The organism is Mitsuaria sp. TWR114 (genome assembly GCF_007997345.1).
Genome location: NZ_VOSR01000449.1, coordinates 1 through 2,230, shown reverse-complemented (window position 1 = coordinate 2,230; position 2,230 = coordinate 1). Strand labels below are relative to the sequence as shown.

2 protein-coding genes are annotated in these 2,230 nt (G+C 71.8%); one reads left to right on the top strand and one right to left on the bottom strand.

Features of this window, described 5'->3' with window-relative positions:
* Window positions 1-1,140: sigma 54-interacting transcriptional regulator (locus FUT87_RS16255; RefSeq protein WP_186830572.1), on the bottom strand; the 1,140-nt coding region annotated here is incomplete at its 3' end.
* 280 nt (window positions 1,141-1,420) lie between these two features.
* Here FUT87_RS16255 and FUT87_RS16250 point away from each other — a divergent pair.
* The coding region (locus FUT87_RS16250) for an aldehyde dehydrogenase family protein (RefSeq protein ID WP_147241688.1) at window positions 1,421-2,230 on the top strand (810 nt) is incomplete at its 3' end.

Sequence of the window (2,230 nt, the reverse complement as noted above, 5' to 3'; positions counted from 1 at the left end):
CTCGTCCAGGAACAGCGTGCCGCCGTGCGCCCGCTCGAAGCGCCCAGGGCGCGACTGGCTGGCCCCGGTGAACGCGCCGCGCTCGACGCCGAAGAGCTCGCTCTCGATCAGCGTCTCCGGAATGGCCGCGCAGTTCACCGCCATGAAGGGCCCGGCCGCGCGCGGACTGACGCGGTGCAGCCGGCGCGCGAAGGCCTCCTTGCCCACGCCCGATTCGCCGGTGAAGAGCACGGTGGCGCGGGTGGGCGCCACGCGCGCGAGCTGGTGGCAGGCGGAGTTGAAGGCGGAGGAGGCGCCGACGATGTCGTGGCGTTCGGCTTGGTGGCCTGCATGGCCTTCTGCGTGGCGTTCGGCGGGGTCTCCATCACGCTCGGCGGGCCGCTCGCCACGGGTGTCGGGCGACGCGGCACGCGGCGTCGGGGCGGGCTCCGCGGCGGCGTTGATGCGGCGGAAGTCCTTGGCCTCCAGGTAGCGCAGGTCCTCGCTGATGTCGCCCCAGGCCGCGGCATGGCGGCCGATCACGCGGCAGACGCTCGCGCCCATGGCGCGGCACTCCACCTCGCGGAAGATCACGAGTTGCCCGAACAGGCTGGTCACGTAGCCGGTGGCGTAGCCCACCTGCGACCAGCAGGCCGCCTCGGTGCCGATGCCGTAGGCGCTGATGTGCTCGTCGTCCTCGCTGGAGTGCTCCCAGAGGAACTCGCCCTCGTAGGTGCCGCGGTCGATGTCGAAGTCGAAGGCCAGCGGCGTCACCTTCACCACGCCCTCGAGCGCATGCAGCCGCGTGCCGGCCATGAAGACGTTAGCCGCGTCGGCCTGCGGCCAGCGCTCGCGCACCAACTGCGCGTCGCGCGCGCCGGAGACGTAGCCGGCTCGCGTGAGCAGGCCCCGCGCGCGCTCCAGGCCCAGCGTGTCGATCAGCTCGCGCCGCAGGTGCCCGACGGCGGAGCTGTGCAGCAGCAGCATGCGCTGGTCGTTGAGCCAGATGCGGCCGTCGCCGGGCGAGAAGAACAGTGACTCGGTCAGGTCGTCCATCGTCGGCTGCTGTGCCTCGACGAAGTGCCGGCTGTCGCCGCGGCGCAGCATCGCGCCGGTCTGGCGGGCCACTTCGGCCAGGGAGATGCGAGGCGGCTTGGTCATGGCTTGATCAATTGAGCAGGTCGACCGCGGGTCGGGTCCTCAAATTGTTTTCATTTCATAAATATCGATGACCCGGGATAACCCGTGAAAGTGGCATTCACATTGAGGGCAGGGAAAGTCCCAGGGCGGGCGATGGTTTCACTCTGAAAACGATCCAGGCCGGCGCATCGATGCACCGCGGCGGCGCGCCGCCCTGGCACGGCGCGGCACGGGCGTTGCACTGGAAGAGGGCGAGCGAACACCGGGTTCGTGCCTTTCAACCTCTTCAGCGTGGCCTGACATGACCTCTCGACCCTTCCTCGACCCCGCCCTGTGGCAAGAGCACGTGTACAGCGGCGGCTGGCGCGCCGCCGCCGAGTCCGCCGACCTGATCGAGCCCGCCACCGGCGCGGTGCTGACGCGCACCGGCGTTGCCGTGGCGGCCGACGTGGCGCCGGCCGCGCGCATCGCCGCGCAGGCGCAGGCGGGCTGGGCGGCCACACCGCCGCGCGAGCGCGCCGCGGTGTTCCTGCGCGCGGCGCAGCTGTTCCAGGATCACTTCGACGAGCTGGCGCTCTTCGTCACCCGCGAGAGCGGCGCCATCCTGCCCAAGGGCCAGCACGAGCTGCGCGAGGCCATCGCGTTCTGCCAGATCGCGGCCTCCATGCCGCTGCAGTCGCAGGGGCAGGTGCTGCCCAGCACGCCGGGCCGGCTGTCCCTCGCGCGGCGCGTGCCGCTGGGCGTGGTGGGCGTGATCTCGCCCTTCAACTTCCCGCTGGTGCTGACGCTGCGCGTGGTGGCCCCGGCACTGGCCGCGGGCAACGCCGTCGTCATCAAGCCCGATCCGCGCACGCCGGTCAGCGGCGGCTTCCTGATCGCCCGCGTCTTCGAGGCCGCCGGCCTGCCCGCCGGCCTGTTGCACGTGCTGCCGGGCGGCGCGGCCGTGGGCGAGGCGCTGGTGGAGGATCCGGCCATCGCGATGATCTCCTTCACCGGCTCGGTCGGCGTGGGGCGCCGCATCGGCGAACTGGCGGGCCGCCACCTGAAGAAGGTCTCGCTGGAGCTGGGCGGGAGCAATGCGCTGGTCGTGCTCGACGACGCCGACCTCGAC